Annotated in this window: 2 protein-coding genes; both read right to left on the reverse strand. The window is 42.4% G+C overall.

Translation table 11 applies throughout. From position 1 onward, the window contains the following. Window positions 1–157 precede the first annotated feature (157 nt). Entirely contained in the window at window positions 158–2,692 is a 2,535-nt protein-coding gene (gene carB / locus ACYVTD_RS10605; protein WP_461247746.1) for a carbamoyl-phosphate synthase large subunit, read from the reverse strand. Window positions 2,693–2,815: 123 nt separating this feature from the next. Continuing rightward, window positions 2,816–3,520, reverse strand: a complete 705-nt coding sequence (locus tag ACYVTD_RS10610; protein WP_461247747.1) for a hypothetical protein — start codon at window positions 3,518–3,520, stop codon at window positions 2,816–2,818. Window positions 3,521–3,588 lie beyond the last annotated feature (68 nt).

A 3,588-nucleotide genomic window follows, 5' to 3' on the forward strand; every position in this document is an offset into this window, starting at 1 on the left:
TTCGGTACTCCCATTGCGGCGAAGAAACAACTTCCGTCTGTGGCGGTTGTTATCCACCCAACCTCCCAAAAGAAAATTTTTAAAAAAGGGGTTTTTTAGAAAGGTTTGTTTTATTATACATATTTTTTAAATTCATAAAAGTTTACAAAAAATCATATTATATTTCCACTGTCCCGTCAAAAACTTTTATACAATCACCCGTCATGTATACCGCTTCATCGGTGTAACGGATAAATAAATCGCCGCCGGGTAAGCGCACCTTAATATCAGTGTTTTTTTCGCAATATCCGTTCAGTGTTGCAGCTACTGCGCTGGCACAGGCGGCGGTTCCGCTTGCCTGTGTCTCACCGCTTCCGCGTTCCCATATACGGAGTTTTAAATGGTTTTTGTCCATTACTTTGACAAATTCAATGTTTACGCGGTCGGGAAACAGCGGATCATTTTCAAAAAGGGGACCTATTTTACTCAAATTAATATCGTCAATTTTATCGCAAAAAACTACAGCGTGAGGATTGCCCATAGATACGCAGGTAATTTCGTATCCTTCATCGCCAATGATTACCTTTTTGTTAATTACATTTTCTCCGGTTAAATTGACGGGAATATGTTCCGGGCGCAATTCAACGCTTCCCATATCAACTTTTACGGACGATACCGCTCCGTTGCGCATAGAAAGATAGAGTTTTTTTATGCCGCTTTTTGTCTCTATTTGCATATCGTGCTTTCTTACAATGTCGTTATCGTACAGATATTTTGCGACACAACGAATAGCGTTTCCGCTCATGCCGCCTTCGCTTCCGTCTATATTGAACATACGCATTTTTGCGTCGGCGACATCAGACGGCAAGATCAATACAACGCCGTCTCCGCCAACGCCTGCGTGCCTGTCTGATAAAAACACAGAAAGCGATTCAGGCGATTCAATTTCCGTATCAAAGCCATTAAAGAAAATAAAATCATTGCCGCAACTTTGCATTTTTGTAAAAGGCAGTTTTAAGCGTTCTTCTCTAAGGCGGTTAATGTCGATTAGTTCCGTGCTTATTTCGCTGTATCCCGAAAGCAAGCCGTCGGCAAGCGCGTTTGCGGTGTCAATTGATGTAAGGCATGGTACTCCAAGTGAGCAGGCTTTTCTGCGAAGTTTTACGTCGTCTAACGCAGGGTCTCTGCCTTTTTCCGATGTAGAAATAATATAACTTATTTGTCCGCTCGCTAAAAGAGTTTCCGTGTTAACTTCTTTGTTATCTGTAATTTTATCAATAGGTTTAACTTCTAAACCTTTTTCGTTAAGATAGCGTGCTGTTCCGCGTGTCGCATGAAGTGAAAATCCGCACTGAGCGAATTTTTTCGCCACATCGGTAATTTCCGCCTTGTCGCCATCGCGTACGGTTATAAGCACGCCGCCTTTCTTTTTCATTTTGTAGCCCGCGGCGACAAGTCCCTTGTAGAGCGATTCTTCAAAGTTTTTACCAATGCCCAAAACTTCACCTGTGGATTTCATTTCGGGTCCTAAATGCGTATCTACTCCGGCAAGTTTTTCAAAAGAGAAGACAGGTACTTTAACAGCGATATACGGCGGTATTCTTCCAAAGCCGGATATATACCCCATAGCGGAAAGCGTCTGTCCTGCGCTTATTTTTGTGGCAAGCTCGCACATGGGAATTCCCGTAACTTTGCTTAAGTACGGAACAGTGCGGGAAGCGCGCGGGTTTACCTCGATAACATAAATATCGTTTTCATAATAAACATATTGAATATTTACAAGCCCTTTAACTTTTAACGCCATGCATAATTTTTTTGTAACATCAAATATTTTTTCAGCTAACGCATCGTCTATGTTAAGTGCCGGATATACGGCTATGCTGTCCCCTGAATGTATGCCTGTGCGCTCAATGTGTTCCATTATGCCGGGAATGAAAACGTCTGTTCCGTCGCAGAGAGCGTCAACTTCTATTTCCATGCCTTCAAGGTACTTGTCTATCAGCACGGGGTTTTCCTGTTTTGAGCGCAGAATAATTTCCATATACTCGCGAATATCATCAGGCGAGAAAGCGATGATCATATTTTGTCCGCCCAACACATAGGACGGACGCATAAGCACGGGGAAGCCGAGTTTTTCGGCGGCGTCCAGAGCTTCTGCTTCCGTCATAATACCGAACCCTTTGGGGCGTTTAATTTGCAGTTGTTCAAGAAGCACGTCAAAGCGCTGTCTGTCCTCGCAAATGTCTATGCTGTCCGCCGAAGTGCCAATTATATTTACGCCGCGCTCGTGCAATTTTTTTGTCAATTTAATCGCCGTGCCGCCGCCAAACGCCACAATGACACCTAGCGGCTTTTCAATGTCAATTATGCTCATTACGTCGTCAATGCAAAGCGGCTCAAAATAAAGTCTGTCGGCGGTGTCAAAGTCGGTGGATACTGTTTCGGGGTTATTGTTAATTACGATTACCTCGTACCCCATGTTTTTAAGTGTCCATACGCAATGCACGCAGGCGTAGTCAAATTCGATACCCTGCCCAATGCGGATAGGTCCGCTTCCAAGCACGACAATTCGTTGTTTGCCGCTTTTTTGGATAAATGGCAGGGCTTCGTTTTCAGTCCCATTCTGAATAGAGTAAAAATACGGCGTTTTTGCTTCAAATTCGCCTCCGCAGGTGTCTACCATTTTGTATATTAGTGGGGTATTTGCAGTCATAGCTTATTTATACCATATTGTGGGGGTTTGTTCCAGAAGACATTCACACAAAGAGAGAGATGATTGTTTAAAAAAGGCGAGTCTTGCGACCCGCCCTTTTATTATGCGGAATTTTTTTGTTTATTACGGTAATGTTGGCGCGGTCGAAGACGTATTGAACGCTATCTTGTATGTGCCTCTGCCAGAAGAATCATATGGCGTTACTTTTATGTAGTATTCTTGAGCGACAATTAAAGTCCTACTGATGTATTTGGTAGAGCCATATATATTTGTCTCACTGCCAACCGTATTTAAACCGCTATCATACAGTTGGACATACATATCATACAGTGTGCCGAAACTGATATGTATGTACTGTGTAGTATTGGTTGCGGTAAACTTAAACCACTGTTCGCCGCCTGCTGAGGCAATATTACCGTCAGCCCAATTATTGATAGTAAGTATCGTAGTATTGTTTAGTAGTATGGGTATCGAATTGAACGCTATCTGGAATGTACCATTGCTTGAATATGGCCATACCCTTATATAGTATGTATCTCCGACAGTTAGTGTTCTGGAAATATTTTTTTCATAGACAGCTAAATTTGTTTTGTTTCCAATATTATTACCATCACTATCATAAATTTGAATATATAAACCGGAATAAGTATTCAACGTGCCAAAAATGACATGTATATATTGTGTAGAGGCGGTTGCTATAAAATTGAAACACTCCTCCTTGTTTGGTGATGGGGGAAAAACTCCGTCAGCCCAAAAATTTACAGTAAGCGTAGTTGCATCGGGTGGCCACCCCACAAGAGGCAATGACGTAGACGGATTTAACGCCATCTTTTAAGGACCGCCGCTGCTGGTTGGGGGCATTATTATATAATACTCCTGTTCGGCAGTTAATGATT

It is taken from the genome of Treponema sp. R6D11, assembly GCF_054786075.1.

What these genes read in the sequence shown, in the direction of transcription:
- carB (WP_461247746.1), bottom strand. Translation starts at nt 2,692, where the DNA reads ATGACTGCAAATACCCCACTAATATACAAAATGGTAGACACCTGCGGA.
- ACYVTD_RS10610 (WP_461247747.1), bottom strand. Translation starts at nt 3,520, where the DNA reads ATGGCGTTAAATCCGTCTACGTCATTGCCTCTTGTGGGGTGGCCACCC.